Origin of the sequence: Methylophilus glucosoxydans, from assembly GCF_042676145.1 — a bacterium.
Classification (GTDB): domain Bacteria; phylum Pseudomonadota; class Gammaproteobacteria; order Burkholderiales; family Methylophilaceae; genus Methylophilus; species Methylophilus glucosoxydans.
On record NZ_JBHTJW010000001.1, the window covers coordinates 84,662 to 110,608 of the forward strand.

General features: G+C 52.8%; 22 protein-coding genes. 12 read left to right on the top strand and 10 right to left on the bottom strand.

Annotated elements, in window-relative coordinates; genetic code table 11:
- Positions 1-55: 55 nt before the first annotated feature.
- Positions 56-1,183, bottom strand: coding sequence for an anhydro-N-acetylmuramic acid kinase (locus ACFQ1T_RS00395; protein WP_379073751.1), 1,128 nt, complete (start codon positions 1,181-1,183; stop codon positions 56-58).
- 124 nt (positions 1,184-1,307) lie between these two features.
- Here ACFQ1T_RS00395 and tyrS point away from each other — a divergent pair, with 124 nt between their 5' ends.
- Positions 1,308-2,546, top strand: coding sequence for a tyrosine--tRNA ligase (gene tyrS, locus ACFQ1T_RS00400; protein WP_379073371.1), 1,239 nt, complete (start codon positions 1,308-1,310; stop codon positions 2,544-2,546).
- 45 nt (positions 2,547-2,591) lie between these two features.
- Here tyrS and ACFQ1T_RS00405 read toward each other — a convergent pair whose 3' ends face one another.
- Genes ACFQ1T_RS00405 through ACFQ1T_RS00425 form a run of 5 tightly spaced genes read right to left on the bottom strand, consistent with a single transcriptional unit; the run spans position 2,592 to position 7,218 of the window.
- Positions 2,592-4,136 carry an RNA polymerase factor sigma-54 gene (locus tag ACFQ1T_RS00405; RefSeq protein WP_275356460.1) on the bottom strand — a complete coding sequence of 515 codons (1,545 nt, stop codon included), beginning with the start codon at positions 4,134-4,136 and terminating at the stop codon, positions 2,592-2,594.
- A gap of 6 nt (positions 4,137-4,142) precedes the next feature.
- A complete protein-coding gene (gene lptB, locus ACFQ1T_RS00410; protein ID WP_194749713.1) occupies positions 4,143-4,886 on the bottom strand; it encodes an LPS export ABC transporter ATP-binding protein in 744 nt (247 codons plus the stop codon).
- A gap of 8 nt (positions 4,887-4,894) precedes the next feature.
- Complete coding sequence (gene lptA, locus ACFQ1T_RS00415; RefSeq protein WP_275356461.1) at positions 4,895-5,509, bottom strand: lipopolysaccharide transport periplasmic protein LptA; 615 nt, start codon at positions 5,507-5,509, stop codon at positions 4,895-4,897.
- Positions 5,510-5,567: 58 nt separating this feature from the next.
- Positions 5,568-6,191 (bottom strand): LPS export ABC transporter periplasmic protein LptC, encoded by a 624-nt coding sequence (lptC, locus tag ACFQ1T_RS00420; RefSeq protein ID WP_194749711.1) that lies wholly within the window; start codon positions 6,189-6,191, stop codon positions 5,568-5,570.
- 25 nt (positions 6,192-6,216) lie between these two features.
- Positions 6,217-7,218 carry a KpsF/GutQ family sugar-phosphate isomerase gene (locus ACFQ1T_RS00425; RefSeq protein WP_379073372.1) on the bottom strand — a complete coding sequence of 334 codons (1,002 nt, stop codon included), beginning with the start codon at positions 7,216-7,218 and terminating at the stop codon, positions 6,217-6,219.
- 224 nt (positions 7,219-7,442) lie between these two features.
- Between ACFQ1T_RS00425 and ACFQ1T_RS00430 the strand changes: the two genes are divergently transcribed.
- Both ACFQ1T_RS00430 and ACFQ1T_RS00435 read left to right on the top strand, forming a co-directional pair.
- Complete coding sequence (locus tag ACFQ1T_RS00430) at positions 7,443-9,419, top strand: cation:proton antiporter (protein WP_194749709.1); 1,977 nt, start codon at positions 7,443-7,445, stop codon at positions 9,417-9,419.
- 73 nt (positions 9,420-9,492) lie between these two features.
- Entirely contained in the window at positions 9,493-10,503 is a 1,011-nt protein-coding gene (locus ACFQ1T_RS00435; protein WP_379073373.1) for an NAD(P)/FAD-dependent oxidoreductase, read from the top strand.
- A 780-nt stretch (positions 10,504-11,283) separates the two neighbouring features.
- Here ACFQ1T_RS00435 and moaC read toward each other — a convergent pair.
- Positions 11,284-11,772 carry a cyclic pyranopterin monophosphate synthase MoaC gene (gene moaC / locus ACFQ1T_RS00440; RefSeq protein WP_379073374.1) on the bottom strand — a complete coding sequence of 163 codons (489 nt, stop codon included), beginning with the start codon at positions 11,770-11,772 and terminating at the stop codon, positions 11,284-11,286.
- A gap of 127 nt (positions 11,773-11,899) precedes the next feature.
- Here moaC and ACFQ1T_RS00445 point away from each other — a divergent pair, with 127 nt between their 5' ends.
- The 4 genes from ACFQ1T_RS00445 (at position 11,900) to ahpF (ending at position 16,747) form a co-directional block, all read left to right on the top strand.
- The gene (locus tag ACFQ1T_RS00445; protein WP_379073375.1) at positions 11,900-13,459 is read left to right on the top strand and encodes a beta-barrel assembly-enhancing protease; all 1,560 of its coding nucleotides are present in this window, start codon (positions 11,900-11,902) and stop codon (positions 13,457-13,459) included.
- 9 nt (positions 13,460-13,468) lie between these two features.
- Entirely contained in the window at positions 13,469-14,275 is an 807-nt protein-coding gene (gene soxZ, locus ACFQ1T_RS00450) for a thiosulfate oxidation carrier complex protein SoxZ (protein ID WP_379073376.1), read from the top strand.
- A 153-nt stretch (positions 14,276-14,428) separates the two neighbouring features.
- A complete protein-coding gene (gene ahpC / locus ACFQ1T_RS00455; protein ID WP_313986261.1) occupies positions 14,429-14,992 on the top strand; it encodes an alkyl hydroperoxide reductase subunit C in 564 nt (187 codons plus the stop codon).
- 189 nt (positions 14,993-15,181) lie between these two features.
- A complete protein-coding gene (gene ahpF / locus ACFQ1T_RS00460; protein ID WP_379073377.1) occupies positions 15,182-16,747 on the top strand; it encodes an alkyl hydroperoxide reductase subunit F in 1,566 nt (521 codons plus the stop codon).
- Between the two features lie 65 nt (positions 16,748-16,812).
- Here ahpF and ACFQ1T_RS00465 read toward each other — a convergent pair whose 3' ends face one another.
- Positions 16,813-18,444, bottom strand: coding sequence for an NAD(P)/FAD-dependent oxidoreductase (locus ACFQ1T_RS00465; RefSeq protein ID WP_379073378.1), 1,632 nt, complete (start codon positions 18,442-18,444; stop codon positions 16,813-16,815).
- Positions 18,445-18,628: 184 nt separating this feature from the next.
- Here ACFQ1T_RS00465 and ACFQ1T_RS00470 point away from each other — a divergent pair, with 184 nt between their 5' ends.
- On the top strand, positions 18,629-19,723 hold the full coding sequence (locus ACFQ1T_RS00470) for a diguanylate cyclase domain-containing protein (protein ID WP_379073379.1): 1,095 nt from the start codon (positions 18,629-18,631) through the stop codon (positions 19,721-19,723).
- 39 nt (positions 19,724-19,762) lie between these two features.
- Here the strand turns inward: ACFQ1T_RS00470 and ACFQ1T_RS00475 are convergent, their stop codons facing one another.
- A complete protein-coding gene (locus ACFQ1T_RS00475) occupies positions 19,763-20,368 on the bottom strand; it encodes an HdaA/DnaA family protein (RefSeq protein ID WP_379073380.1) in 606 nt (201 codons plus the stop codon).
- A gap of 20 nt (positions 20,369-20,388) precedes the next feature.
- Positions 20,389-21,519: an AI-2E family transporter gene (locus tag ACFQ1T_RS00480; RefSeq protein ID WP_379073381.1), complete on the bottom strand. Its 1,131-nt coding sequence runs from the start codon at positions 21,517-21,519 to the stop codon at positions 20,389-20,391.
- Between the two features lie 173 nt (positions 21,520-21,692).
- Here ACFQ1T_RS00480 and purM point away from each other — a divergent pair, with 173 nt between their 5' ends.
- Genes purM through ACFQ1T_RS00500 form a run of 4 tightly spaced genes read left to right on the top strand, consistent with a single transcriptional unit; the run spans position 21,693 to position 25,877 of the window.
- On the top strand, positions 21,693-22,739 hold the full coding sequence (purM, locus tag ACFQ1T_RS00485; protein WP_379073382.1) for a phosphoribosylformylglycinamidine cyclo-ligase: 1,047 nt from the start codon (positions 21,693-21,695) through the stop codon (positions 22,737-22,739).
- Complete coding sequence (locus ACFQ1T_RS00490; protein WP_338656227.1) at positions 22,739-23,440, top strand: DUF3108 domain-containing protein; 702 nt, start codon at positions 22,739-22,741, stop codon at positions 23,438-23,440. The genes purM and ACFQ1T_RS00490 overlap by 1 nt, the downstream gene beginning before the upstream one ends.
- Positions 23,441-23,465: 25 nt before the next feature.
- Complete coding sequence (locus ACFQ1T_RS00495; RefSeq protein ID WP_379073383.1) at positions 23,466-24,560, top strand: DUF3108 domain-containing protein; 1,095 nt, start codon at positions 23,466-23,468, stop codon at positions 24,558-24,560.
- Between the two features lie 39 nt (positions 24,561-24,599).
- The gene (locus tag ACFQ1T_RS00500; protein ID WP_379073384.1) at positions 24,600-25,877 is read left to right on the top strand and encodes an RsmB/NOP family class I SAM-dependent RNA methyltransferase; all 1,278 of its coding nucleotides are present in this window, start codon (positions 24,600-24,602) and stop codon (positions 25,875-25,877) included.
- The last annotated feature ends 70 nt before the right edge of the window (positions 25,878-25,947 follow it).

Consider the following 25,947-nt stretch of genomic DNA (forward strand, 5'->3'; position numbering starts at 1 on the left):
CACTGGTGCGTTTGCACTGCTTTTGGGAATCATTGCTACGCGTCGGTGCCGGTGCTTAGTTGGGGTAAACGGCACCCAGAATGCGTGGCCCAGCCGCCCCTGTGACCGCGGCCAGATTGCCCGGCAAATGATCTACACAGCGTTGCGCCAGCCAGGCAAAGGCGACCGCTTCCACCCAGTCCACGCCAACGCCCAATTGATCCGTCAGCTGTATGGACTGGCCAGACAGCGCCTGCAGTCTATTCAGCAAGGCCAGATTATGCGCACCACCCCCACAGACGTAGACTTCCTGAGCCCCTGGGCAGAATCGCGTCAGCGCATCGGTGATGCTCACTGCTGTTAACTCAAGCAAAGTACGCGCCACATTTTGTGCGCTGTCGGGGTACTGATGCAGCAGTTGCATTAACCAGGTGTCGTTAAACAGGTCGCGTCCCGTACTTTTAGGTGCGGCCAGTGCAAAATAAGGATCGGCCAGCATCGCATTGAGCAAGTCTGGATTAATTTTCCCGCCCGCTGCCCAGTGCCCGCTCGCATCATAGGGTTGGCCTGTGTGTTGCTGCGTCCAGGCATCCATGAGCAGGTTGCCGGGTCCCGAGTCAAAGCCTGTGACTTGTCCGTGTGCTGGCAGATCACTCAAGTTGGCAATGCCGCCGATATTAATGACGACGCGATGCCTATCTGCACTCGTAAACACCGCTTGGTGGAAGGCCGGCACTAACGGTGCACCTTGGCCGCCGGCGGCAATATCGCGACTTCTGAAGTCGCCAATGACCGTGATCCCTGTTAATTCTGCCAAGCGGGCATGGTTGCCCAATTGTATGGTGTATGCCATGCCCTCTGCCAGTGTCGGACAGTGCCGGATGGTCTGGCCATGGCAACCGATGGCTGTCACGGCCTCGGCACGGATGTCGGCGAGCTTAAGCAGTTGCTTGACGGCTTGCGCGTAGAGTTCTGCGAGCTGGTTAGCAACCACTGCGGCCTCGTGTAACTCGTTATTGGCGGGCGTGTGCAAGGCCAGTAGACGCTGTTTAAGCGCGTCAGGGTAGGGAAGAAAGTAGGTGGCCGTTTGTGTCAGTTGCTCGCCCCGTTGCGAGGTGAGCACGGCATCCACCCCGTCCAGGCTGGTGCCAGACATCAGTCCAATAAACAAACGTGGCTGGGAGCGATCGGCAGAAACTTGCATGGGTGTCATTTTAACACTGCTCCAGCCGCGCTTACAGAAATGCATGGGATTACGTTAAAATAGCTGTTTTACTTATTTGAGACGGTGCCATCAGTGCGCATCGTTGTATTTGACGGATACCCGCATGACCGATACCAAACAACCCTCATCTGAAGTGCCAGCATTGAGCCCAGAAATTGCCAAGGCGTTGGCCATTATCAAGCGTGGCGCAGATGAGTTACTGATCGAGCAGGAGCTGGTCGAGAAACTGAAAACAGGCAAGCCTTTACGTGTGAAAGCAGGCTTTGACCCTACCGCGCCGGACTTGCACCTGGGTCATACCGTCCTCATTAATAAATTGCGCCAGTTGCAGGATCTGGGCCATCAGATTTTATTCCTGATCGGTGACTTTACCGGCATGATTGGTGACCCGACTGGCAAAAGCGCCACCCGTCCACCCTTAACCGTGGAGCAGGTCAAGGCCAACGCCGATACCTATGCCGCACAAGTCTTCAAGATTCTTGATCCTGCCAAAACCGAGATTGTCTTTAACTCCAACTGGTTAAGTGAACTTGGCGCGGCGGGGATGATTAAACTGGCTGCCAGCCATACCGTGGCCCGCATGCTGGAGCGCGATGACTTTTCCAAACGCTTCAAGGGTAATCAACCGATTGCGATTCACGAGTTTCTGTACCCGTTACTGCAAGGATATGATTCGGTCGCCCTGCAAGCGGATCTTGAGCTCGGTGGTACCGACCAGAAGTTTAACCTGCTCATGGGGCGTGAGTTGCAAAAGCAGGCCGGCCAGTCGCAGCAATGTGTGCTGATGATGCCGCTGCTGGAAGGGTTAGATGGCGTCAATAAAATGTCTAAATCACTCGGTAACTACATTGGCATTAGCGAGGTGCCAGAGACTATTTTTGCCAAGATCATGTCGATTTCAGATGAACTGATGTGGCGCTATATTGATTTGCTGTCTTTTGCGACGCTGGAAACCATTGCCGAATGGAAGGCGCAAGTCGCCAGCGGTGAAAATCCCCGCAATATCAAGGTCGGCTTTGCCCAAGAAATTGTGGCGCGTTTCCATGGTCAAGCCGCGGCTGAAAAAGCCTTGCAGGACTTCCAGACCCGTGCCAAAGGCGGCATCCCGGATGACGTGCCCGAAGTTGAAGTGACCATTGAAGGCGAGAGCATCGGCATTAGCCAATTGTTAAAACAGGCGGGCTTGGTTGAAAGCACCAGTGAAGCCATGCGCGCAGTGCAGCAAGGCGGCGTCAAGCTCGACAGCGTCAAGGTGGATGATAAGAATCTGCCTTTGACTAAAGGTGTGACAGTGATCGCACAGGTGGGTAAACGTAAATTTGCCAAGATCACAATCAGGTGATTTGAGCTGAGAAACAAAAAAGGCCGCATCTGCGGCCTTTTTTGTTTAGAGCGTTTTGCGCAAGTTCGCGGGCGGAATATTCAGGGACTCGCGATATTTGGCTATGGTACGGCGGGCAACGACGATACCTTGTTGTGCCAGTGTGTCGGTGATCTGGTTGTCCGACAAAGGCTTTTTCGGGTTTTCTTCGGCCACCATTTGCTTGATCAAGGCGCGGATAGCGGTGGCAGAGCAGGAGCCGCCTGCATCTGTGGCCACCGAGCTGCCAAAGAAGTATTTGAGTTCATAGACGCCACGCGGTGTGAGCATATACTTATGTGTGGTGACGCGGGAAACTGTGCTTTCATGCAAGTCGAGTTCTTCGGCGATTTCACGAAGCACCAGTGGCCGCATGGCAATTTCACCATGTTCAAAGAAGTTGCGCTGGCGATCTACAATGGCTTGTGACACGCGCAAAATGGTCGAGAAGCGCTGCTGGATATTTTTAATCATCCACTTGGCTTCCTGCATCTGGCTTTGCAGGTATTGGCCTGAACTCTCGCGGTTGCGCTTGAGGATGTCCGCATACATCTGGTTGATGCGCAGTTTGGGGATCACGCCATCATTTAAAGAGGCGACCCAAATGCCCTTGATTTTTTTAACCACCACATCGTGCTGGATAAAGTGATCGTGACTAAAGCTGGAAAACTCGCTGCCGGGTCTGGGGTTTTGCTGGCGGATCAGGTGCTGCGCCGCCTTGAGTACCGCTTCATCGCAACCAAGCACCTTGCGCAGTTTGACAAAGTCTTTGTTGGCAAGCAGCGCCAGGTGGTCTTTGGCAATGGCAATGGCGGTTTGCAAGTGTGGCGTTTCTTGCGGCAAACGCGTCAGTTGCAAGAGCAGGCACTCGCGTAAATCGCGCGCACCTACGCCTACAGGGTCCAGATTCTGGATCAGCTTGAGGGCGGTTTCCAGTTCCAGCAGCTCGACCTCAAGTTCGAGTGGCAAGTGCTCCACAATCTCCTGCAGATCTTGCTCCAGATAGCCATCATCAGTGATGCTATCCAGTAGCAGTTTGACCAGGCTCATGTCACGTTGCGATAAATGTGCCAGTTGTATCTGATCAATCAGATGCTCGCGCAAACTGATGCTGGTGGTTTCCTGTCTGGAAAAGTCACTGTCTTCGTCTTCCTGATGATTGCGTCCGGCTTCGTCCCAGTTGCTGGTGCTGCCAAACTCTTCATAATCATCTTCAAACTCTGGCGGCGTGAATTCCTCGTTTAAATTGGGCAGGTCGCTCTCGCTCCCGCCCAGCTCATCGTGCAAGTCTTCACGCAGACTTTCTGCCGGTGCGGTGATCTCTTGCTGCGTTGCCATGTCAAACGAGCTGGCATCTGTCGGCTCAGCTTCTACAGTGGGGGGAGGCGGTGTGTTATCTTCAAACTCGCCTTCTTCACCGTCTGACATTTCCAGTAACGGGTTTTCCTGCAGGATGGTTTCCAGTTCCTGGTTCAGTTCCAGCGTGGAAAGTTGCAGCAAACGGATCGATTGCTGCAGCTGCGGCGTCAGCGCCAGATTTTGCGAAATACGTAATTGCAGGTTCTGTTTCATGACGGATTACAGCCTAAAATTCTTGCCCAGATACACTTCACGCACACCTTCATTCTGAATGATTTCATCGGGCGTGCCTGCTGCAAACACAGCGCCTTCATTGACAATATAAGCGCGGTCACAGATATCCAGCGTTTCGCGCACATTGTGGTCGGTGATTAAAATACCAATATTCTGACTGCTCAGGTAGCGGATGATTTTCTGGATTTCGATCACCGCAATCGGATCAATCCCGGCGAACGGTTCATCCAGCAAAATAAATTTAGGGTCAGTGGCCAGGCAGCGCGCAATTTCAACGCGTCGACGTTCGCCGCCAGACAAGCTGACGGCCTGACTGTTGCGGATGTGCTGGATATGCAATTGATCCAGCAAGGACTCAAGCCTCGCCTCACGCTGCTCTTCCGTATAGGGACGGGTTTCAAGAATGGCGAGTATGTTGTCGGTTACGCTGAGCTTGCGGAAAATGGATGCTTCTTGGGGCAGATAAGCCAGGCCCATGCGCGCGCGCTCATGCATGGGCGCGCGGCTCACGTCGGCGCCATTCAGCGTAATGTTGCCTTCATCCAGCGCAACCAACCCGACAATCATGTAAAAGCTGGTGGTTTTGCCTGCCCCGTTGGGACCCAGCAAGCCGATCACTTCGCCACTGCGTAACTCAAGCGTCGTGTTTTTGACGACGGTACGGCCCTGATAGGTTTTTTTCAGGCGGTTGACCTGCAAATGGTTCTGATCTGCTGCCATGGTTTCCATCTTTATGCTTACTCTTTGCCTTGCTCACCAGTGTTTTCGGCAGGGGCAGGTTCGACCTTGAGTTGCAAGGAGCGATTCATCCGTAACCCCTGTTGAGAGGTTGGCTTGTTGTCAATGACAGGCGGCGTGGTTTTATTTTTAGGCTGTATGGTGGCCTTGACGCGGCTGCCAGCCGTCCCGTTCGGGTTGGCTTTGGTGCCGCCAATCACCTCGGCATACTCGGCGTTGGCGTCGTAGCTGATGTAGTCCCCGGTCACGATGTCTTCACCACGTTTAACCCAGGCATTGGTATACAGTTGCACTTTATCCATGCGGGCGTTGTATTCGATACGTTGACCACTGCCTTGCATCCACTCGTCTTTACCGGTACGTTTTTGTTTGAACGTGGTTGGGTTGCCGGTACAGGTGCTATGTTGAAAGCCGTCCTGATCCTCGCGTACGATCATTTTGTCCGCCTTGATTTGCAAAGTGCCCTGATTAAGAATCACGTTGCCCGTGTAGATACTGATTTTTTTAGCATCGTTCACGGTCACGGTATCCGCCTCAAGCTCTATCGGTTGATCTCGGTCGGATTCTTCGGCCAGCACACTCAGCGGCATGGACAATAGCGCCCATACGCTCATGCAGATCGCTAAAAATAAGGGCTTGTGCGTGTTCAACTCATTTCTCCATAATCAACGGTCATTGGCGTTCTGTGTTTGACGCCTGGGCCGGGCTTGCCAAATTGCTGGCGACGGGTGGACGCTCATAATGCACATGCACCCGGTTAAACAATTGCATGGTATCAGCCCGGTTATCAAAACGCATGCCCGTGCCTGTAATTACTGTCGCCGGTTTTTGGCGGATGACCACCGGCTGGTCTGTGTGTGCCACCTCGGTATCCGGCTCCAGCCAAAGCCGCTCGGTTTGCATTTGTGTTTCTGGCTTGGTGGCGGAGGCTTGGCGGATCACCTTGACCTGTTTGCTAAACTCCACCAGTTTACCATTGGCGGAAACACGTCCTTGCTGACCATAAATTTGCGTGTAAGGCTTGTTCAGGCCAAACTGGGTAAAGCGTGGCCGCTGCAATTCTGTATAGTCATTGGCAGGAAAGTGGCGCATTTTTGCGGCCGCCAGCACATATTTGGTATTACCGGACGCATCCGTGCGGGTACTCACAAAGTTGTACAACATGTAGTCCGGCGCTTGGCGATTAAGTATGTTCATTTTGAGTGCTTGCTCTTGTACATTCTGGTTAATCCAGAAGGTCAGCAGCGCCAGCAACAGCATTAACGCAATCGGCAACAAAATGGGGTGTTTAAGCATGCCTGAATTCTAATGCCTGTTTAAGCTAAACGACTTTGGCTTTCAATAAGTCATGCATATTGAATGCCCCTACCAACTGCCCTTGGGCATCTACTGCCAAAAAGCCATTTATTTTGTGCTGCTCCATCATGTTAACTGCTTCAACCGCCATCTGATTCGTCTCCAGCAAATACGGCTGTTTGTTCATCACGGTATCAATTGATGCCTGTGGATTGTTCTTGCCCTGCATAAACAAGCGGCGCAAATCGCCATCGGTAAAAATGCCTATTGGGCGTTGCGCGTGGTCCACAATAGCCGTGAAGCCCATGCCCTTGAGTGAAATTTGCGTGATGGCTTCCTGAATGGAGGCGTGTTGATCAATTTGGGGCACGGCCGCGCCGGTACGCATGACATCCTTGATGCGCACCAGTAGCCGTCTGCCCAAGCTGCCACCGGGATGCGAACGGGCGAAGTCTTCGGCAGTGAACTCTCGCAAATCGAGCACGCAGAGTGCTAAAGCATCGCCAATGGCCAAGGCCGCTGTCGTGCTGGCTGTGGGAGCCAAGCCGAGTGGGCAAGCCTCATGGCTCACGGCAGCACTCAAATGCACTTCCGACTCACGTGACAAGGTGGAGTCTTCGCTGCCCGTGATGCTCAACACCCGAGCACCGATGCGGCGGATCGCAGGCAAAATATTAATAATTTCATCACTCTCGCCAGAGTTGGACAGCGCGATCACCACATCTTCTGACGTAATCATGCCCAAGTCGCCGTGGCTGGCCTCGGCCGGGTGCATGAAAAACGCCGGTGTGCCGGTACTGGCCAAGGTGGCCGCAATTTTGCCGCCGATATGGCCGGATTTGCCCATGCCTGTGACCACTACCCGGCCCTTGCAGGCCAGAATCATATGGACGGCAGCCTCAAAAGCGGTGCCAATGCGGTCTGCCAGATGCCTGATTTCATCGGCTTCGTGCAACAACACCCCTCGTGCGCGCGACACGATATCGGGTGTTTTAACAAGATGGATGCCGGAATTTGCTGTCATCATGGCGGGTTAGTATAACAAGCGAGTTGCCTGACAATAAAGTAAAACACTCTTTTTTTACGGTTTTTTTATTCTCAGGCACATTTTTTGCATAAAACAAAGTTTTGTGGCACGATGCATCATCCTGAAACAATTGCGTTTCATAATAGACCTTGACCCTTCAGCGCTGGCTGATGGCGATCAAACCCCTGTTTGACCGGCTTGGTATAAATGCGTTAGAGCTTTGCATGTTTGATTCCCTGATACATCTTTTATTACTGCTGACCAGCTCGGTCTTCGCCGTGGGCTTGTTCCGCATCCTCGGCTTGCCGGCCATGCTGGCCTATTTTGTCATCGGCATCGTGCTGGGCCCGCACGCCCTGGGCTTGCTGGAGGATGAAGAGTCTGGTCGCCAGGTGGCCGAGTTTGGTATCGTGTTTTTGATGTTTAGCATCGGCCTCGAGTTTAGTCTGCCTAAACTGTATGCCATGCGAAAAACGCTGTTCGGGCTAGGGGGCGGACAGGTCGTGCTGACCTTGCTGGCCAGTCTGGTGCTGGGCAAAGTGGCCGGGCTCAGCCTGACTTCTGCTTTTATCATTGGTGCGGCCATCACCATGTCCTCGACTGCGATTGTGTCCAAAATTCTGATGGAGCGTGTAGACCTTAACTCCAGACATGGTCGTCTCAGTATCGGCGTGCTGCTATTCCAGGATCTGGCCGTGATTCCGATTCTGGTATTGATCCAGACGCTAGGCTCGCATAGCGACAATTGGCTGGATGTGCTGGGGCTGACGCTGTTCAAGTCGTCTGTACTGCTGTTTTTACTGTTCAAGTTCGGGAAAAACATCCTTAACTTCTGGTTTGAGCTGGTGGCCAAACAGCGCTCACGCGAGTTGTTTGTGCTCAATGTGCTGATGGTGACCCTGCTGATGGCGGCAGCCACCAACTATGTCGGCTTGTCCTTTGCGCTGGGGGCCTTTGTCGCCGGGATGCTGATTTCTGAGACCAAATACCGTTATCAGGTCGAATCAGATATTGCGCCTTTCCGCGATATCTTGCTGGGTCTGTTTTTTATCAGCGTCGGCATGCTGCTCGACGTTTCCGTATTGATCAATCATATTGTATTGATTGTTTTCCTGTTAGCCCTGTTCCTGGTGTTCAAGATTGGCCTGATTGCCTTTTTAACTAAGTTGTATGGCTTTGAGATGGGCGTGGGTGTCCGTACCGGCATTATTCTTGGTCAGGCGGGAGAGTTCAGTTTTGTGGTGCTGGCCCTGGGCTTGCAAACGCATTTGATCGACGGCGAGTCCCTACAGCTGGTGCTGTCCGTGGCCGTGCTTTCTATGCTGGTGGCGCCATTCATTATTCAATATAACGGCAGGATTGCGCGCAAACTGGTCAAGAGTTATACGCGTAATAGCTACAAGGTGGTGGAGACTATTCAGGAGCACAGCCTCGATTTGCGCGACCATGTCATCATCTGCGGCTATGGCCGCAGTGGTCAGTATCTGGGCCGCTTTTTGCGCGAAGAAAATATCCCCTATGTGGCCCTGGATATGGATGCCAGCCGCGTTCAGGAAGCCGCCGCCGCCGGTGAAAATGTGATTTACGGCGATGCAGGCCGCCGCTCTGTGCTTGAGGCGGCCGGGCTGGCCAGGGCCAAAGCGGTGATTGTCAGCTATGCCGAAACGCGTGGCACCATGAAGGTGCTGCATGTGATCCAGGAGAAATATCCAACCCTGCCCGTGATTGTGCGCACCCATGATGACAGTGAAATGGATTTGCTGCGAGATGCCGGGGCGGCAGAAGTGGTGCCGGAAATTCTGGAGGGTAGCCTCATGCTTGCCTCGCATGCACTGGTCACGCTGGGGATTCCGCTTAACCGCGTGGTCAAACGTATCCGTCTGTTCCGCGAAGAGCGGTACAAAATGTTCAAAGGTTACTTCCGTGGCGTGAGCGATGCGGATACGACCACCGCCGCCCTGCCACAACTGCATTCGGTCGAGATGTATAAAAACTTTTATGCGCATGGTTTGCGCTTGGACCATATCCCGTTTGAGGATTTTGCGGTCGAGGTCAAACAGCTCCGGCGCACCAATATGCCAGAACCGATTGCACCCAGACCGGATATTATTCTCAACGAAGGCGATATTCTGGTCCTGCTCGGCAGCAATGCCGCCCTCATCGCGATGGAAGTCTATTTGATTTCTGGCCGTAAACCGTAAGACAATAGAGGCCTGAGGCCCTGACTGTTGCAGCTCGGGGCCTCAGGCTTTTTCATTTTAAATACCGGGTCTTATGGCAAACACTTCAGTGGTCGTGGTCGGCGGTGGCATCGTAGGCTGCCTCACTGCCATGCAGTTAAAGAAACAAGGGCACACCGTCACGCTGGTTGAGCGCAATATCGTCGCTGCGCAAACGTCAGGGGAGTCTTCGTGGGCTGGGGCGGGCATCGCTTTTCCGCTGTTGCCCTGGTTTTATCAGGAGATTGTCAACGAGCTGGCGCTGGCTGGTGCGCGCGCCTATCCAGCCGTCAGTGCAGAGCTCTTTGCCGAAACCGGTATAGACCCCGAATGCACGCGTAGCGGCATGCTGATCCAGCCGCCGTTTGACCAGCAGGCAGCCCTGGACTGGTGCCAGCGCTATGGACTGCAAGCAGAGTTGCAAGGGGATAGCCTGCTGATTCCAGAAGTGGTGCAAATCCGTAACCCGCGCCTGCTACAATCGCTCAAAGCGTGGTTGATCAAGCATGGCGTCACTCTGCGCGAACAAACACAACTCATGCCTTTGCAAGAAGGTGCTTCCAGCATCCACACCTGGCAAACCACAACGGGCGACACCTTGTCGGCCGACCATTTTGTCGTCACCTCCGGCGCCTGGAGTTTTGAGCTACTCAAACAAACCGCGCTGAGTCTGGAGATCAAACCCATGCGCGGGCAAATGCTGTTGTATCAGATGTCCCCAGGACTGTTACCGCATATTCTTTACCGTGAAGGGTTTTACATGCTGCAACGCCGCGATGGGCACTTGCTAGCCGGCAGTAGTCTGGAAGATGTCGGTTTTGATACCGGGGTGACTGAAAGCATGCGTCAGGAAATGCTGCAAAAAGCCGAGGCGATTCTGCCAGCCTTGCGAGGGCAATCAGTGATCAAACACTGGAGTGGCTTGCGCCCCGGCACGCCGCACAATATCCCGACCATAGGCCGTCATCCAAACATTGAAAATCTGTATTTGAATACCGGTCATTTTCGCTATGGCGTCACCATGGCGCCAGAATGTGCGCGGCGGATTGCGGCATTGTTGGCTTAAGTAAAGAAGGTAATTCTTTAACTTTTTGGTAACAGTGGGTCTGCTTCGGCATGCTAACCAACTTTCCTTTTCACCTTTAGGCGAGTTACTTTTCTTTGCTTGCACTCAAAGATAAAGTAAGCAAAAAAAAGTGCACCCCAGCTTCCGCTTGTTTCCTGTGCTACTCGGCTTGCCGGGCGGCCATCGAAACTCGCCCTGGCGGCTTGCACAAGACGCAAGCCACTGCGGAGCTCGGACAGCCGCTGGCCGAGTACTCCCGCCAACCCTGCGTTGCTCGGCGCGTCAGATGGGGGCCCCGAAAATCATGCGACTGCAAGCGTCCATGAATTAAAAAAGAATTACTTTTTGAACGGTCCAAATTTCAACAGTGTGACTTTGACGAGATAAATCCCATCGCGCTGAGTAGCGGAAACAAAGTAAGGAGGAAGGGAGCGACTGTCTTAGCTCCGCGGCAGCTTGCGGGGTGTGCAAGATACTAGGGCGAGGTTCGTGACCGCTTACTTGTTGATCACTAAGACTGCAAAGCAGTCTGTTACGGAGTAGGCTAACTCGCGTAGCGATGTTAAGCATAGCAACCGTAGCCAACAACGCAAGGCAACCGTAAGGCCGTGATGGCTGGGTGCCCTCTTCTTTGGCTTCGGTCGCCACTACGTGGCTTAACCTAAAGGTTAGCCTTCGCCGCAACACTGCGTTAGTTGTGGTTACTTTCTGTGGGGAAAGCAACAGAAAGTAACTTGACGAGAGGCGAAAGGAAATGTCTAGTGTGGCAACTTGTGTTGCTTAGTCCGCCAGCCAATCCCCACTTTTCCCGCCATGCTTCTCGAGCACGCGAACACTTTGTATTGTCATGCTGCGATCAATCGCCTTACACATATCATAAATTGTCAGCAGGCCAACCTGTACAGCAGTCAAGGCTTCCATTTCCACCCCGGTTTGCCCGGTGGTCTCACATTGCACTCGGCAAGTAATACTGTGTTGCGTTTCATTCGCCATAAAACTGACATCTACGCGGCTTAGGCTAAGCGGGTGGCAGAGGGGGATCAGGTCGCTAGTTTTTTTGCTGGCCTGGATGGCGGCAATCCGGGCGATGCCAAGCACGTCACCTTTTTTGGCGGTGCCTTGCAGGATGGTTTGCAGCGTGGCTGCCTGCATTTGAATCTGGCCTTCAGCGATGGCGATGCGTTTGGTGTGTGCTTTGTCACCGATATCGACCATATGGGCATGGCCTTGGGCGTTAAAGTGGGTGAGTCCGTTGTTGGCAGTTGACATAATTGGTCTTGAGCTCAGTTCTAGTGAAATCAGTGCGAGTGAAAAAGGATGAACTCGGGCAGTGAAGTCGTTATCATAACAAGTTTGGGTCTTTAGCACAGGGCACATGCGTTTTAAACCACTCCACATGGCATCTCAATCTGGCAATCTGCGTACATGTTGTGCGCGGCTGTTGCGCGGGTTGTGTTTGTGCGCACTGTTCATTGTGCCCGAGGCGTCCTTGTTGGCGAATAACGCGACTGGTATTTTTTCTGGCAAGCCTTATGAGCCTGGCGATCTGGATGTCACCCTGCCTGCCGATTCATCTAATCAGCTGCCTGAGTTGGGTGACGCCTCACAAACCGTATTGTCATTGCGCGATGAAGAAAAAATTGCGCACCAGATTTTAAAGCAAGTCGCTACCGATGAAGATGTGTTCGATGATGCCGAGGTGACGGATTACCTGCAGGCACTGGGGACGCGGCTGGGGGCGAGTAGCCCGGACCGCGCCCAGAAATTTTATTTTTTTGTGGTGCAGGACAAGTCGATTAACGCTTTTGCCATGCCGGGCGGCGTCATTGGCGTCCATACCGGTTTATTCATTGCGGCCAACAGTGAGTCTGAGTTGGCCAGTGTACTGGGGCACGAAATCGGCCATGTCACGCAGCATCACCTGGCGCGTATGCTGGCCTCTCAAAAGTACGATATGTTCAAGAATATCGCTGCGACGGCCCTGGCCTTGCTGGTGGCGCGCTCTAACCCGCAAGTGGGCATGGGCGCGATGACTGCGGCCTCTGCTGCCGGGATACAAAAACAGCTGGATTACACGCGTGAGCACGAGCGCGAAGCAGATCGGGTCGGGTTGACCATTTTGCAAGATGCAGGCTTTGATGTGCGCGCCATGCCGGCCTTTTTTACCACCATGCAGCGGGCGACGCGCTTTTCGGATGGCAATATGCCCAGCTATTTGCGTACCCACCCGCTGACCAGCGAGCGGATTGCCGATATAGGCAACCGTGTGCAAAACCTGCCTTATAAGCAGGTGAATGAAAGTCTGCCCTTTTTTATGATGCGGGCAAAAATCCGGGCTTTTCAAGGCGCCCCCCAGCAAATGGTAGAAGAGTTTCAGAACAATATTAACGAGGGCCGCTACCAGAATGAGCTGGCTGAACACTATGGCCTGGCTTACGCCTGGCTGCGTGTCAATCAGCCGCAAAAAGCACAGGCCGAGGTCGACTGGCTGGTTAAGCATGGGCTTTCCAGCCCTTATCTGGTGACCCTGCAAGGCTTGACCCTGGCTAAGTCGGGGCAGGTGGCACAGGCGCAAAACCGTTTTGTTCAGGGCTTGCAGCAATATCCGCAACATCGTGCGCTGGCGCAAGGCGAGGCTGAGTTATTGATCCGCAGCAACCAGTGGGCGCCCGCAGTCAGCTTTATCCAGAAACAGCTTGAGGCCTTCCCTGAGGACCCAAAACTGTATGACTGGCTGGCTGCCGCATATCAGGGCCAGGACAAACAGATGTTGCGGCATCAGGCGCTAGGGGAGTCTTATGTGCGCAAGTATGATTTGCCGCGGGCGATTGAGCAGTTTGAAATTGCCAGCAAGGCCAAGGATGGCGATTTTTACCTGCAATCCAAAGTCGAGGCCAGATTGAAAGCGCTCAGGGTGCAGCTCAAGCTGGAACAAGGGGATGACAAAAATGGATAGGAGGGCAGGATGGACAGACGTCGCTGGTTAAAAAACAGTGTGCTGCTGGCAGCGCTACCATTGTGGATCATCGCCCGCAAAGTGCAAGCGGCCACCTGGTTTGCTTCTGCCTTTGAGGCCAAGCAAACGGCACAAGTGTTGGCTGCGCTCAAAGCCACCGCGGTGCCTGTCGCCAGTGATCTCAGTATTGACGCACCGCAAAAAGCTGAAAACGGCGCCGTGGTGCAAATTGAGCTGAGCAGCACGCAGGCGGCGGGCAAACTGCGTAGTTTGCGCTTGCTGGCAGATGCCAATCCCACTCCCTTGATTGCGAGTTTTGAGTTAGGCAAGCAGGTATTGCCGAGGCTGGTGACACGCGTCAAGCTCGCGCAATCGGGGGAGGTGATCGCGTTGGCAGAACAGGGGAATGGCCAGTTTACGCAGCATCGTCGCCAGGTGATCGTGCTGGAAGATGGTTGTGCCAGTAGCGAACGGGAAGAGCCGTTTGCCAGTAGCATGAAAATGCGAGCCCGCATGCTGGAGAGCAGCCCGCTGGGGAACCATGTCACTGAACTTAAAATCATTATTGTGCATCCCATGCGTACGGGTCGTAGCAAAAATGAAGATGGCCAGTTAATGCCCGCGCACTTTATGCAACTGATGCAAGTGGTGATGAATGGGCAGGTGATTGTGGATGCCCAGACGGGTACCGCGATTTCACGCAATCCCTATTTCACCTTTTATATACAGGATGCCCAGGTCGGCGATGTGATTACGGTAAACTGGCAGGATAACCGTGGCCTTGAAGGGCATGGACAAGTCACGGTGGCTGTATAGTTTGATAAAAATAATTTATTGATAAAATTAAAATAATCAATTTTACATATTAAATGTGTGTGTCTACAATGCACTCATTCGCTGTTGAAATGCAGCAATATTTAATGAAGTCTGTTTAATTAACCCACGTTCTAAATCATAAAGGAGAACTACATGTCATTGATTAACACACAAGTACAACCATTCAAGGCGCAAGCTTTTCACAACGGTAAATTTATCGAAGTGACTGAAGAGTCTTTGAAAGGCAAATGGTCTGTGTTGATTTTCATGCCAGCAGCGTTCACTTTCAACTGCCCAACTGAAGTTGAAGATGCGGCTGACAATTATGCGGAATTCCAGAAGGCTGGTGCTGAAGTGTACATCGTGACCACCGATACCCACTTCTCCCACAAGGTTTGGCACGAGACTTCGCCTGCAGTAGGCAAGGCGAAATTCCCATTGGTTGGCGACCCAACTCACCAATTAACCCGTGCATTTGACGTGCATATTGATGAAGAAGGTTTGGCATTGCGCGGTACGTTCGTGATCAACCCAGACGGCGTGATCAAGACTGTTGAAGTACACAGCAACGAAATTGCCCGTGATGTAAAAGAAACCTTGCGCAAATTGAAGGCTGCGCAATACACCGCTGCTAACCCAGGTCAGGTGTGCCCAGCGAAGTGGAACGAAGGTGCAAAAACCTTGACGCCATCTTTGGACTTGGTAGGCAAGATCTAATCTCGTTGAGATTGGTATGAGCAACGCCCTGCGCAAGCAGGGCGCTCAGGAAAAGTCACTGAGTGGATGTGTTGTCACTGTGGTTTTTCCTGAGCGAGTTTCCCCCAACCATTTTTGATTGCCATGCATGATGGCCACGGCGTGTTGTTGCCTGAAGAAATGCACCAGCCGTGATTTTGGAGAATGAATATGTTAGATGACACCTTAAAGGCCCAGTTGCAAACCTACCTGGGCATGTTGCGCCAGCCTATCCGTTTGATTGCTTCGCTGGATAGCAGCGAGCGTGCCGCAGAAATGCGTGAACTATTGCAAGAAATTGCTGCTTTGTCAGACAAGGTTAGCCTGGACGAGACTGGCGATGATGCACGCAAACCGTCATTCGTGATTGCCAAAGAAGGCGAAACCCATGGTGTGCGCTTTGCGGCGATTCCGCTGGGGCATGAGTTCACTTCACTGGTGCTGGCATTGTTATGGACCGGCGGCCATCCGCCTAAGGTTGAGCAGGAAGTGCTAGACCAGATCAAGGCACTCGACAGCGATTTGAATTTTGAAGTGTATATGAGCTTGTCTTGCCATAACTGCCCGGATGTCGTGCAGGCAACCACGCTGATGACCGTGTTCAACCCACGCATCAAGACCACCGTGATTGACGGCGCGCTGTTTCAGGACGAAGTCAACGAGCGCAACATCATGGCGGTACCCGCCACTTTCCTCAATGGCGAGATGTTTGCCTCAGGCCGTATGCTGGTCGAAGAAATTCTGGCCAAGGTGGATACGGGCGTTGTTGCCAGAGAGGCCGAAAAGCTCAACGCTAAAGAAGCGTTTGATGTGCTGGTGGTTGGCGGTGGCCCGGCGGGTGCTTCAGCAGCAATTTATGCAGCCCGTAAAGGCATACGCACGGGCATCGTCGCTGAGCGCTTTGGTGGCCAGGTTAACGACACCCTGGCGATTGAAAACTTTATTTCAGTCAAAGAGACCGAGGGCCCTAAACTGGTCGCGGCGCTTGAAGAGCACGTGAAAACCTACGACGTGGATATCATGCCATTGCAACGTGCCGTTGGATTGGCCGAGCCTAGCAAAACCGACAGCAAACATGCTGGCTTGATTGAAGTGAAGCTCGAAAGCGGGGCGATTTTGCGCAGCAAGTCTGTGATTCTGGCAACCGGTGCACGCTGGAGAAATCTGAATGTACCTGGCGAAGAAGCCTATAAAAACAAAGGCGTGGCCTACTGCCCACACTGCGATGGTCCCTTGTTCAAGGGTAAGCATGTCGCGGTGATTGGCGGCGGTAACTCCGGCGTTGAGGCAGCGATTGACCTTGCTGGTGTGGTTGGTCATGTCACCTTGCTGCAGTTTGATACTGAGCTGAAGGCAGATGCGGTATTGCAACGCAAACTGCGCTCACTTGAAAATGTGACGATTTTAACCAGCGCGCAGACCACCGAAATCACGGGGGATGGGACACGCGTCAATGGCTTGACCTACACCGACCGCGTCTCTGGCGAGAGCAAGCATATCGCACTGGAAGGTGTGTTTATCCAGATTGGCTTGGTCCCTAACAGTGACTGGCTGAAAGGCACCCTGGATCTGAGCAAATACGGTGAAATTGAAATTAACCACCACAATGCCACGTCGTTGCCAGGTGTGTTTGCGGCAGGGGATGTCACAACGATTCCCTACAAGCAAATCATCATTGCCATGGGTGAGGGCTCGAATGCAGCACTGGGGGCGTTTGATTACCTGATTCGTCAGTAATTGTGTTGGCAATAAAAAAACCTGCCTCGGCAGGTTTTTTTATGTGGTCTATTTTGAAAAACTGATCAGGAAGTCAGCGACAGCGAAACGGCTTCTGCCACCTTAATCCCATCTACCGCGGCTGACAGAATGCCGCCTGCGTAGCCTGCGCCTTCACCACAGGGAAACAAGCCTTTGGTGTTGATGCTTTGCAAGGTATCGTCGGTGCGTTTGATGCGGATCGGGCTGGAGGTGCGGGTTTCCACGCCAGTGAGGACGCCATCGGCCAGGTCAAATCCGGAAACTTGTTTGGCAAAAGCCGGGATCGCTTCACGCATGGCGCTAATCGCGAATTCAGGCAATGCGGTATCCAGGTTGGTCAAGTGCACACCGGGCGTGTAAGACGGCATCACTTCACCAAATTGGGTCGAGGGGCGGTTAGCTAAAAAGTCGCCTATCAGTTGGCCGGGGGCTGAGTAATTACTGCCGCCGAGCACGTATGCCTGGCTTTCAAGCTGGCGCTGGAATTCCACACCCGCAAGTGGGTGGCCTGGGTAATCCACCTCTGGCGTGATGCCAACCACAATGCCGGCATTGGCGTTACGCTCGTTGCGACTATATTGGCTCATGCCATTGGTCACCACGCGGTTGGGTTCTGAGGTGGCGGCAACGACCGTGCCGCCCGGGCACATGCAAAAACTATACACACTACGGCCATTTTGCGCGTGATGCACCAGCCGGTAATCAGCTGCACCCAGTTTTTTAAGGATATCGTCGCTATAGCTTTTGCCATAGCGTGCGCGATCTATCAGGCTTTGTGGATGTTCAATGCGGAAGCCAATCGAGAACGGCTTGGCTTCAACATAAATGCCTCTCTCATAGACCATCTCAAACGTGTCCCGTGCGCTGTGACCGACGGCGAGCACCAGATGATTGGTCGGGATAAATTCACCGCTATGCAGAGTGACGCCTTGTACCTGCTCGTTCTCAATGGCAATATCGGTTACCCGGCTTTCAAAGCGGATCTCGCCGCCCAGGCTGATAATGGTGTTGCGCATTTCTTCAACCATTCCGACTAGACGGAACGTTCCGATGTGCGGATGGCTGACGTAAAGAATTTCTTCTGGCGCCCCGGCCTTGACGAATTCCTGCAAGACCTTGCGGCCGTAATGTTTGGGATCCTTGATCTGGCTGTAGAGTTTGCCATCTGAAAAAGTACCGGCTCCGCCCTCACCAAACTGCACGTTGGATTCAGGGTTCAACGTGCGTTTGCGCCAGAGTCCCCAGGTATCTTTGGTCCGCTTGCGCACTTCTTTGCCGCGTTCGAGCACAATCGGATTGAAGCCGGCTTGCGCGAGAATCAGCGCGGCAAAAATCCCGGCTGGACCAAATCCCACCACAACAGGCCGGTGTGTCTTGTTCTGACTGGATTGTGCGACAAAGTGGTAGCTGGTATCCGGTGCCGGTTTGATATGCGGGTCTTTTTTAAACCGTGCCAGTATTTTGGCTTCGTTTTTGACCTCGACATCCAGGTTGTACACATACAATATGGCATGTGACTTGCGTGCATCCACGCCGCGCTTAAAGATCTCAAAGCGGATCAGTTCGCTTTCGGGGATTTCAAGGCGTCTGATCAGCGCGGCCTTGATTTGGTCATCCTGGTGTTTGAGCGTATCTGCAAGCTCAATCGGTAGTTTGATTTCTGTGATTCTGAGCATAATGGGATAGTGGTTATCTATCAAAAGGCTATTTTATTATACTTGACAAGGCTTTATCATGATTTAGTTGGAAATTTTCCCTAAAAAACATGTGAGATTGTGACGATATAAAGTTTGTATGTTTAACTACAAGCGACGAATACTTATCCCACTAATCATTGCGGCTGCATTATTATGCATCTCAATGGCGGGGTTGTTTGTTGCCATGTATCAGCTCGTTGATTACTCAGAGCAAAAAGACCTGGTAGACAGGCAGCGCTACCAGGTGGTGACCTTGGGTAAGGCGATCACCAATGCCGAAAGTGGGCAGCGTGGTTATTTGCTCACCGGCCATACCCTGTTTCTGGATGCCTTGGAGCAGGGCCAAGCAGAAGCCATGAAAGCCATCTCGCTACTGGAGCATGACCTGGATACGTCTTCGGCTGCACGCCCCTTGCTGGCTAACATCAAACAGCTGGTGCAACAAAAATTTAATGCCATGGATAAAAGTGTTCAGGTGCAGATGCATGCGGGTGAGTACGCGCCTCATCTTTCATTAAGCCGAGATCGCGGACGCGAGTTGATGAAACTTATTGATGGGCAACTGGCGCAGATTGATGAGCAGTTGCTGATCAAACGTCAGTGGTTTGAGCAAGCGATCCGCAATCGCATTCTGGCTTCAGTGACGGTAGCGATTCTATTGAGTATTGTCATTATCAGCGTCTTGGTCTTTTCGTATCGCAGTACGACGCTTTTGCTAGAGCAGGTGATGGAAAATCAGGCCGTAGCTAAACAGCTTAGCCATCAGGCGGATCACGATCTGCTCACCAGCCTGCCAAACCGCCGCAGTGTGAATGTCTATCTGGAAAGCACTTACGAAATGGCCAGGATAGGCTCCAAGCAGTTTGCTGTCTTTTTTATGGATCTGGACGGGTTTAAACGGGTGAACGATGCCTATGGGCATGATGTGGGCGATGCCTTGCTGATTGAAGTGGCAAATATGTTTAAAAGAGTGCTGAGACAGTCTGACTTTCTGGCCCGTCAGGGCGGAGACGAGTTTGTATTGGTGGTAAGTAGTTACTTACATCGGCTGGAGTTGACGCAGCTCGCGCAGCGCTTGATTCATTTGTTTGCGCAACCCGTGGTTGTGCGCGGGATTCCGTTGGAAATCGGGGTGAGTATCGGCATTGCCGAATACCCGCATCATGGCAAAAACGTGAAGCAGTTGTTGCATGTGGCAGATAAAGCCATGTACGACTCCAAGAAAAATGGCAAGAATCGGTTCAGTTTTGGCGAGTAGGCCGATGGCTGAATGAGGGGGCGCTCGTCGTGCGTTTGATTACAGCCCCGTCTGCAACTGACGCATTTTTTTGAGCATGGCGACGGTGACGGGCTTTTTGGTGGTCAACGACCATTTATCCAGCGCGTCCAGCACGGCCATCAGTGTCGGCAAATCCCGGCGCAAATAGCGCAAGCAGTAAGCAATCACCTCTTCGGGTAATTTCATGCCACGCTCATGCGCATGTGCACGCAAGGCCTCCGCTTTTTCACTGTCACTCAGAGGGTGTAGTTGATAAACCAAGCCCCAGGCCAGCCTGGTCGCAAGGTCATCACGCAAGCCCATCTGGGTGGGCGCATGGCTGCCAGCGGTCACCAGCATGCTGCCTTCCGCCTTGATCTGGTTAAAAGTATCAAACAAAATGATTTGTGACTCTTCATCCAGCAGATGCACATCATCGGCAATATGCGCTCCCAGGGCTTGTGCGGCCAGCAATAAATGGCTTTTACCACTGCCAGATTCGCCCCAGAGGTAAAGAAATCGGGTGGGGGCTTGTGCGGCCAGCACGGCATGTAAGCTGGCCAGCGCCTCTTGGTTTTGGCCCACAATAAAGTTGTCAAAACCGGGCGCGGCCGGCGGCTGAATATTCAGTAGCAGTTGTTTCACGGCAGTCTTATCGCGAGGGATCACTCATCCAGGGTTTGGATCAGATTCGGCTCGCTATTCAAATAGGTTTCGCTACGCAAATAACTTTGTTTGGTATGGCGCAAGCCTACGGCAATTGCGGCACTCACCGGCAACGCCAGCAATACGCCGGCAAACCCAAATAATTGCCCGCCCGCCATTAATGCGAGAATCACGATGACCGGGTGCAATCCAATGCGGTCGCCCACCAAAATAGGCGTAAGCAGAAAGCTTTCTACAAACTGGCCGACGCCAAATACCAGCAGGACCGGGACAACTTCTGTTAGTGAGGCAAACTGTAACAAGGCGAGCAATACTGCCATCACAAAGGCCAAGGCAAAACCCAGGTAGGGGACAAAGCTTAACAAGCCTGCAATCATGCCGATGGAGAGCGCCATATCCAGCCCCACCAGCCACAGGCCGACGCTGTAAAACACGCATAGCGACAGCATGACGGAAAGCTGGCCACGCAAGAACTCTGCGACCACGCTGTCTACGTCTTTACAGATATGCTTTACCCGCGCGATCCAGTTGCGCGGGATCAGGTTGCCGGTTTCAGCCACCATATGATCCCAGTCTCGCAGAAAATAAAACAACACCACAGGCAACAGGCAAATGTTGGCAAACATGCCAATCAGGTTAAGGCCTTTTTGCCCGGCGCTGAGCAAAAAACTCCCCAGCATACTGCCTGCGGTTTGCCAGTGCTCGCTGATCAGTTTTTGGACAACGTTGCTGTCAATATCAAGGTGGATGCCGAATTTGTCGCGTAACCAGGGCTCTACCTGCTGATGGAAGTGATCGACCACGACCGGTAAGCGTTGCGCGATTAACTGCGATTGCTGTTGCAAGAGCGGAATCAAGATCAGCAACAGACCAATCAACGCCAGAATGACGCCAGTCATCACCAGCAAGGTGGCGACGGTACGGCCAAACTGCCAGCGACCCAGGCCGGCTTCGCTCAGTTTGTCCACCATGGGGTCCAGCATATAGGCAATCACGGCAGCGGCCAGAAAAGGCGTGAGGATGGGCTCAAGCAGGTAAAACAGGTAAATGAAAATGCCGATCACAATCCACCAGCGATGATCACTGACAAACTGGGTAGCAATGGACTTGTGATGGTCTTGATCTGACATGGGTAGGGCGCATGCGCGAATCCGGCATAGGTCGAACTGGCAAGATGCGTTAAAATAATGATTATTTTAAAATTATACTGAATTTCGACGCGGTCTTACGCTTTGTTGCAAACATCTGCACATTGCCGGTAGTGCGTCACACAATTAATCGCATTGAAAGAAACGAGAGTATCTTGACGACTTCTTCTGATAAAACTTCCATTACCTACCGCGATGCCGGTGTAGACATTGAGGCGGGCGATGCCCTGGTCGAACAAATCAAGCCCTTTGCCAAGCGCACGCTGCGTCCTGAAGTCATGGGCGGGATAGGTGGCTTTGGGTCATTGTTTGCCATGCCAAAAAAATTCAAGGAGCCTGTGCTGGTTTCGGGCACTGACGGCGTGGGGACCAAGCTTAAATTGGCATTTCAGTTGAACAAGCATGACACTGTGGGTATAGACCTGGTGGCCATGAGTGTGAACGATATTCTGGTGCAAGGCGCCGAGCCGCTATTTTTCCTCGATTATTTTGCCTGTGGCAAACTCGAAGTCGGCACCGCTGCAGCCGTGATCAAAGGCATTGCGCAAGGGTGTGAAGAGTCTGGTTGTGCGCTGGTGGGCGGTGAAACCGCGGAAATGCCTGGCATGTATCCTGCTGGTGAATATGATTTGGCTGGCTTTGCTGTTGGCTGTGTCGATAAAGCCAATATTATTGACGGTTCTACCATTCGTGCCGGTGATGTGGTGCTGGGCCTGGCTTCCAGTGGCGCGCACTCCAATGGCTACTCCTTGATCCGCAAACTGATCGAAACATCCGGGATCGATATGGAGTCAGATTTCCATGGCCGCAAATTCAAAGATGTGGTGATGGCACCGACCAAGCTGTATGTGAAGTCTATTCTCAAATTGCTGGAAACTTTGCCAGTCAAAGGCATGGCGCATATTACGGGTGGCGGTATCACCGAAAATATCCCGCGCGTGTTGCCTGAAGGTCTGACTGCAGAAATCCAGAAAGCCAGCTGGACGTTGCCACCCTTGTTCCAATGGTTGCAGGCACAAGGCAATATCGAACCGATTGAAATGTACCGCACGTTTAACTGCGGTATTGGCATGGCCGTGATTGTGGCGGCAGAGCACGCAGACCAGGCGCAAGACGTGCTGGCCTCCGCAGGAGAGACGGTTTACCGGATTGGTCAGATTCGCGCACAGCAAACGGGCGAAGCCCCAACCGTGGTGGTGTAATGGCTGGCATGCAGCGTTTTTGCCGCCATCTCGCGTTCTGTCTGGCGATTGCAGGCTTGTTGGCCGCACCGTGCTTGTCTGCTGCGCCCAAGCAACTGACCGTCACCTATGATTTGTTGCAGCAAGGCGTCAGTATTGGCACCATCAAAGATCAGCTCAATGTCTCCGCAGGGCGTTACGAGATCAATTCCCTGGCGGAAGGTAAAGGCATTTACAAGCTGATGGGTGAGCGCACACTCTCCAGTCAAGGCCAGGTTATCTCGAATGCTTTACGTCCGGCACATTTTGAGTCACGCCAGTCCAAACATCCGAATAAAGTCTTGATCAGTGAGTTTGACTGGGCGAAAAAAATCCTCAATATGCAAATCAAAGACGAGCAGGAAACCGTGCCGTTGACCAAAAACGTACAGGATTTGCTAAGTGTGATGTATTGCTGGATGTGGCAGCCCCCTAAAGGTAAACAAATCAGCCTGGACGTGGCAACTGGTAAAAAACTCTCGCCCCACGCCTTTGTGATCACCGAAGAAAAAACACCGCTTGTCACCGAGGCAGGGACGTTTAATGTGATCAAACTGGCGGATACCGAGGGTGAGAAAACGTTATACCTGGCCAAAGAAAAAGGCTATCTGCCAGTCAAGCTGATTGTGCAAGATGATGGCAAACAGATGGAGCAGGTGATCACCAGCATCACCGGCCAGTGATGCCGTCAATGCTGGGAACTTAAACATGCCAGCGTCAGGGTTACGAGAAAAGATCACGCAGCATTTTTCGTGGCCGTTGTTTCTCGCTTTCTGTGTTTCTTTGTTGTTGCATGTGCTGGTGTTGAGTGAGGTCAATTGGCGGAGCTGGTTACCGGCAGAAGCGGAACAGCCAGCACGATTGCAAGCACGCCTTGTGTTGCCAACCAAGTCCGCGCCAGTCGCTTCCAAGGTTGAGGCGCCGGCCTCTCGCCCTGCGCCTGCGGCGAAAAAGCGTTCTTCCGCGCAGCCACTTTCAGAACCGGCGGCTGATCAGGTTGATCGTGTCGCGCCGGATGCTTCAAGCGAGTCATCGTCAGCAGATGTGAGTCAGCCAGCTCAGGATGCGCCTGCTGTGCCTGAGGCTGAGGCGGTGGCAGAACAAATTGCCGAGTGGCATGCCAGTGATCATCCAGAGGCAACGGACGATGAGCGGCCTGCCCCGCCATATCGGCATGTGCTGACCGAGTATGCGGTGTATGTGAATGGCGAGTCGCGCCCGGCCGGCAGTGCCAGCATTGAATATGTGCGCGAGACTGCAGAAAGTTATTCCTTGCGCTGGCTGGTTGAGGGCAAGGGCCTGTTAAAATTGTTGTATCCCTCCCTTGAACAGCAAAGTCGCGGTGAGGTAGGGCCCGCTGGGCTCAGGCCTAGCTATTACCGTTATGCGTTTGGTAGCCGTGAAAGTAAAACCTATGAGGCGACCTTTAACTGGGCGATCGGTGAATTGACCCTCAAAACCAGCAAGGGTGAGCAAAAGCGCGAGTTGCCCGCCAATACGCAAGACATTCTGAGTTTTATGTATCAGTTTATGTTTGTACCGCCGCTGCAAGAAATGCGCGTGACATTAACCAATGGCCGCCGGCTGGGCGAATATGAGTATGTGTTTGAAGGTGAGGAGACGTTAGAGATTGCCGAGCGGTCTGTGTCTACCCTGCATATTGCGCACACCCGTGGTGACACAGATGAAAAAGTGGAATTATGGCTGGCCAGCGGCTATCGCTATGTGCCGGTTAAAATCAAAAAGCTCGAGAAAAACGGCATGGTGATTGAGCAAGTGGCCACGCGCTTGAGCGCCGAATAACGCAAATATTGCAACTATCGTAAGTATTGAAAGAACCTGATGAACCAATCCCTGATGCGCCAGACGGCGATGCTGTTAAACGACCTGCTGAAATTTGAAAGTCCGGCCGATGCCAAGCTCGGCGAATTTTTCCGTCAGCATCGCGAGCTGGGCACCAAAGACCGCGCTTGGGTGGCTGAAACCGCCTACGGCGTCTTGCGTCGCTATCGTTATTTACGTGAAGTGAGTGTCAGCGAGCCCGATGAACAAGAAGACACACGCAAGCTCATTATCGCCTTGCTGCTTAAAATAGAGGGCAAAAGCATCCGTGATTTGGATGAGATGCTCGACGAGCGTCAAAAAGAATGGGCCGTCACCATCAAAGCGAAAAACAGTGAAGGCTTTGCGCCAGCCGTGCTGGCCGATGTGCGCGACTGGTTCTGGCAAAAGCTGGTTGAACAATATGGCGAGACAGAAGCCATGACCATCTGCCGCAGCATGTTTGAGCAAGCCAGTCTGGATTTGCGCGTCAACACCATCAAGGCCAGCCGCGAAGAAGTGCTGGCCCGTATGCTGGCGGAAAACACGGTCAAAGATAATGTGATCACGCCTACGCCGTACTCTCCCGTCGGTATCCGCATGGGCTCGCGTCTCAATATCGGCAAACACATCCTGTTTACCGAAGGCAAAATCGAGGTGCAAGATGAAGGTAGCCAGTTGCTCAGCTATCTGGTTGCCCCCAAACGCGGCCAGATGGTCGCCGACTTGTGCGCAGGGGCGGGCGGCAAAACGCTGGCGCTGGGCGCATTGATGAAAAATACCGGGCGTTTATATGCCTTTGATGTCTCCGAAAAACGTCTCAACAACCTTGGCCAACGCTTAAAACGCAGCGGCCTCTCCAACCTGCAAGCACAACTGATTAACAACGAAAACGACCTCAAACTCAAACGCCTCAACGGCAAGTTTGATCGTGTGCTGGTTGATGCGCCTTGTAGCGGTCTAGGCACCTTGCGCCGCAACCCGGATTTAAAATGGCGGCAGGCTGAAGAAGATGTGGCTGAGCTCAATGTGAAGCAAACCAATATCCTCGCCCGCGCCGCCAAGCTATGCAAAGCCGGTGGCCGCGTTGTGTATGCGACCTGTAGCTTGTTACGTGAAGAAAATGAGGCCATCGCCGAAGCCTTTCTTGCTGCACACCCTGACTTCAAACTCATCCCTGCCAATGAAGTTTTAGCCCAGCAAAATATTGCGATGGATACAGGTGACTATCTGAAATTATTGCCTCATCTGCATGGCACGGATGGGTTTTTTGCGGCGGTGTTTGAAAAGTCTGCTTAATTGGCTAAGGCGTACCTACTGGCGGTACGCCAAGTGGTCTGCTAAGTTTAGGCCTTGCAATAAGGCTGTC

Coding starts and splice junctions, on each gene's coding strand:
- ACFQ1T_RS00395 (WP_379073751.1), bottom strand. CDS start 1,183: ATGCAAGTTTCTGCCGATCGCTCCCAGCCACGTTTGTTTATTGGACTG.
- tyrS (WP_379073371.1), top strand. CDS start 1,308: ATGACCGATACCAAACAACCCTCATCTGAAGTGCCAGCATTGAGCCCA.
- ACFQ1T_RS00405 (WP_275356460.1), bottom strand. CDS start 4,136: ATGAAACAGAACCTGCAATTACGTATTTCGCAAAATCTGGCGCTGACG.
- lptB (WP_194749713.1), bottom strand. CDS start 4,886: ATGGAAACCATGGCAGCAGATCAGAACCATTTGCAGGTCAACCGCCTG.
- lptA (WP_275356461.1), bottom strand. CDS start 5,509: ATGAGCGTATGGGCGCTATTGTCCATGCCGCTGAGTGTGCTGGCCGAA.
- lptC (WP_194749711.1), bottom strand. CDS start 6,191: ATGCTTAAACACCCCATTTTGTTGCCGATTGCGTTAATGCTGTTGCTG.
- ACFQ1T_RS00425 (WP_379073372.1), bottom strand. CDS start 7,218: ATGATGACAGCAAATTCCGGCATCCATCTTGTTAAAACACCCGATATC.
- ACFQ1T_RS00430 (WP_194749709.1), top strand. CDS start 7,443: ATGTTTGATTCCCTGATACATCTTTTATTACTGCTGACCAGCTCGGTC.
- ACFQ1T_RS00435 (WP_379073373.1), top strand. CDS start 9,493: ATGGCAAACACTTCAGTGGTCGTGGTCGGCGGTGGCATCGTAGGCTGC.
- moaC (WP_379073374.1), bottom strand. CDS start 11,772: ATGTCAACTGCCAACAACGGACTCACCCACTTTAACGCCCAAGGCCAT.
- ACFQ1T_RS00445 (WP_379073375.1), top strand. CDS start 11,900: ATGGCATCTCAATCTGGCAATCTGCGTACATGTTGTGCGCGGCTGTTG.
- soxZ (WP_379073376.1), top strand. CDS start 13,469: ATGGACAGACGTCGCTGGTTAAAAAACAGTGTGCTGCTGGCAGCGCTA.
- ahpC (WP_313986261.1), top strand. CDS start 14,429: ATGTCATTGATTAACACACAAGTACAACCATTCAAGGCGCAAGCTTTT.
- ahpF (WP_379073377.1), top strand. CDS start 15,182: ATGTTAGATGACACCTTAAAGGCCCAGTTGCAAACCTACCTGGGCATG.
- ACFQ1T_RS00465 (WP_379073378.1), bottom strand. CDS start 18,444: ATGCTCAGAATCACAGAAATCAAACTACCGATTGAGCTTGCAGATACG.
- ACFQ1T_RS00470 (WP_379073379.1), top strand. CDS start 18,629: ATGGCGGGGTTGTTTGTTGCCATGTATCAGCTCGTTGATTACTCAGAG.
- ACFQ1T_RS00480 (WP_379073381.1), bottom strand. CDS start 21,519: ATGTCAGATCAAGACCATCACAAGTCCATTGCTACCCAGTTTGTCAGT.
- ACFQ1T_RS00490 (WP_338656227.1), top strand. CDS start 22,739: ATGGCTGGCATGCAGCGTTTTTGCCGCCATCTCGCGTTCTGTCTGGCG.
- ACFQ1T_RS00495 (WP_379073383.1), top strand. CDS start 23,466: ATGCCAGCGTCAGGGTTACGAGAAAAGATCACGCAGCATTTTTCGTGG.
- ACFQ1T_RS00500 (WP_379073384.1), top strand. CDS start 24,600: ATGAACCAATCCCTGATGCGCCAGACGGCGATGCTGTTAAACGACCTG.